Origin of the sequence: Olavius algarvensis spirochete endosymbiont (assembly GCA_900608495.1) — a bacterium.
Taxonomy (GTDB): domain Bacteria; phylum Spirochaetota; class Spirochaetia; order DSM-2461; family DSM-2461; genus UBA2779.
In genome coordinates this window covers 1-2848 of record UWYT01000133.1, presented here as the reverse complement: position 1 = coordinate 2848, position 2848 = coordinate 1, and the positions used below count along the sequence as shown (strand labels likewise).

The following is a 2848-nucleotide window of genomic DNA, read 5'->3' as shown; positions in this document are numbered from 1 at the left end:
GTACCAAAAACCCCAAAGTGTAGAGAATCATGCCAAGAAGAAAAGATACGTCGGTTAGGCCTGTCGATGAGGATCCTCAATTTGGGAGTGTGCAAGTAACCAAGTTTGTGAATAGAATGATGTTGCGGGGTAAGAAATCGGTGAGTTTTCGGAACATGTATGGCGCCATGTCGATCGTGGCGGAAAAATCCGGTAAGGAACCCCTTGAAGTTTTTTTGAAAGCGGTGGATAACGTAAAGCCCCTGGTGGAAGTGAAATCCCGCCGTGTTGGTGGATCCACTTACCAAGTACCAGTGGAGGTACGTGAGTCAAGACGCGAAGCGCTGGCGATGCGCTGGATTATTCATGCTGCTCGTGGTAGAAGTGGCAGGAGTATGAAAGAGAAGTTAGGCGCCGAGTTACTTGATGCGTTTAACTTTGCGGGTGTGGCCCATAAGAAGAAGGAGGATACCCACAGGATGGCAGAGGCTAATAAGGCGTTCAGCAACTATAAGTGGTAGTTGCAAGTCTCCCATGCCTGTTGGAATGTCTGCAGTTGCCAGGCGCTCATCGGATGGAGATGCCTTAACGGATCGAGAACTAGCCAGATGGTATTTTCGAGAGTGTGTTGGCAGGCATCTTTTCAAGTTTCACAGGCTGAGTAGGCTTGTGTACATCCGTCTATATATGTGCTTGAGTCGGTATTTGCGTTCATGCTGATACCAACGTGAGTCGTGCCGTGAGGTACGATAAGGCGATATTTATTGCCTAATATTTCCCGTGTAGCCTTAGGAGGATATTAATGGCTAAGGAGAAGTTCAGTAGGACCAAGCCTCACATCAATGTGGGTACTATTGGTCATGTTGATCACGGTAAGACCACTCTAACAGCTGCTTTGACTATGTACAGCGCAGCCAGATTGGGTGGCAAAGTGATGAGGTACGAGGATATCGATAACGCTCCGGAGGAGAAGGAACGCGGTATAACCATTAATACCCGGCATGTTGAGTATGAAACAGAATCACGTCATTATGCTCACGTTGACTGTCCTGGGCATGCGGATTACATCAAGAACATGATTACTGGCGCCGCTCAAATGGACGGTGCGGTACTGATAGTTGCCGCTGATTCAGGCCCCGAGCCTCAAACCCGCGAACACATTGTTCTTGCGCGGCAAGTTGGTGTCCCCAAGTTAATTGTCTATATGAACAAGTTGGATTTGGCCGATCCCGAACTGGTTGATCTTGTTGAAATAGAGGTTCGGGAACTGCTTGATGAATATGGTTTCCCAGGTGCTGATACACCGGTAATCAAGGGCAGCGCTTTCCAGGCTATGACGAATATTGATGATGCGGAAAAGACAACCAGTCTGGTTGAATTGCTTGATGCGATGGATACGTATTTCCCAATCCCCAAAAGGGATGTCGAGAAATCCTTCCTTATGCCAATTGAAGATGTGTTTTCCATTTCGGGCCGTGGTACTGTCGTAACCGGTCGAATTGAGGGTGGGAAGATACATGTGGGCGATGAGATTGCGATTGTTGGTATTAAGGAAACCCAGAAAACAGTATGTACGGGTGTTGAGATGTTCAATAAGCTGCTGGATGAAGGCCAGGCAGGAGACAATATAGGGGCCTTGCTTCGTGGAATCGATAAGAAGGCAGTGGAGAGAGGACAGGTATTGGCTGAACCTGGAACAATCAATCCCCATGCCAAATTCAAAGGGGCTGTTTATGCCCTTACAAACGAAGAGGGTGGTAGACATAATCCGTTTTTCAGCGGCTATCGACCGCAGTTCTATTTTCGAACGACAGATATTACTGGAACTGTGTCTCTTCCGGAGGAGATACAGATGGTGATGCCCGGCGATAACACGGAAATCACGGTGGAGCTGATACATCCCATCGCCATGACGCCCGGCTTGAGATTTGCCATCCGCGAGGGAGGCCGCACAGTGGCTTCGGGTCAGGTAACTGGGGTTATCGAGTAGCAGAATAGATGTTTGGAAATGAATGCCTCGCCGTCCAATAACGGCGGGGTTATTTTTAGAGGAACAAGGACGATGGAAAAGATACGCGTACGGCTTCGAGGCTTCGATGTGGAACTGATAGAACAAAGTGCGCGAGCCATTGTAGATACTGTACAAAAACAAGGCACCAAGGTGTCAGGTCCTGTGCCTTTGCCTACAAAAATAAATAAGTACACTGTCCTTAAGTCGCCTTTTGTGTATAAGAAGTCTCGCGAACAATTTGAGATGCGCACTCATAAAAGATTAATTGATATTCTTGAACCGACTTCGGCTGTGATGGATGCGCTTATGAAACTTGAACTGCCGGCGGGTGTCGATGTCGAGATTAGGCAATAGATAGAAAGGCACGGAGCAACGTTATGGTGGGACTGATTGGAAAGAAAGAAGGCATGACGCAGGTTTTCGATGATGATGGAAACCTGGTTCCTGTTACCGTGATTGTGATTGAGCCAAATGTGGTGATTGATCAGAGGAATGAGGATAAGCATGGGTATGGCGCAGTTGTCCTGGGCAGCCTGGATGCGAAGGCGGTTCGGACAACCAAACCTAAGACTGGACAGTTCAAAAAGGGTGTGAATCTGAAGAAACACGTAATTGAGTTTCGGAACTTCAATAAGGAATGTGCTGTTGGAGACTCGTTGGGACTTGAACTCTTTGAAAGTTCCCGCTTTGTCGATGTGATTGGCACCAGTAAGGGCAAGGGTTTTCAGGGCGTTATGAGGCGACACAACTTTGGAGGTGGCCGGGCTACGCATGGTTCGAAATTTCATCGCTCTCCGGGTTCGACTGGTATGGCCGCATGGCCTTCAAAGGTTTTCAAGGGCACAAAAATGCCCGGTC

At 48.1% G+C, this 2848-nt stretch carries 4 protein-coding genes; all 4 read left to right on the top strand.

What is annotated here, in order from left to right; genetic code table 11:
- The first annotated feature begins 29 nt into the window (after nt 1-29).
- Nucleotides 30-500: a 30S ribosomal protein S7 gene (gene rpsG, locus S1OALGB6SA_RS03480; RefSeq protein WP_124032575.1), complete on the top strand. Its 471-nt coding sequence runs from the start codon at nt 30-32 to the stop codon at nt 498-500.
- 281 nt (nt 501-781) lie between these two features.
- Nucleotides 782-1969 (top strand): elongation factor Tu, encoded by a 1188-nt coding sequence (tuf, locus tag S1OALGB6SA_RS03475; protein WP_124032574.1) that lies wholly within the window; start codon nt 782-784, stop codon nt 1967-1969.
- A gap of 72 nt (nt 1970-2041) precedes the next feature.
- Nucleotides 2042-2344, top strand: coding sequence for a 30S ribosomal protein S10 (gene rpsJ / locus S1OALGB6SA_RS03470; protein ID WP_124032573.1), 303 nt, complete (start codon nt 2042-2044; stop codon nt 2342-2344).
- 23 nt (nt 2345-2367) lie between these two features.
- Nucleotides 2368-2848 (top strand): 50S ribosomal protein L3 (gene rplC, locus S1OALGB6SA_RS03465; RefSeq protein WP_124032572.1); only part of this gene is annotated, 481 nt, incomplete at its 3' end.

Bases quoted from the DNA above. Each gene is read 5' to 3' on its own strand.
- rpsG (WP_124032575.1), top strand. From the start codon at position 30: ATGCCAAGAAGAAAAGATACGTCGGTTAGGCCTGTCGATGAGGATCCT.
- tuf (WP_124032574.1), top strand. From the start codon at position 782: ATGGCTAAGGAGAAGTTCAGTAGGACCAAGCCTCACATCAATGTGGGT.
- rpsJ (WP_124032573.1), top strand. From the start codon at position 2,042: ATGGAAAAGATACGCGTACGGCTTCGAGGCTTCGATGTGGAACTGATA.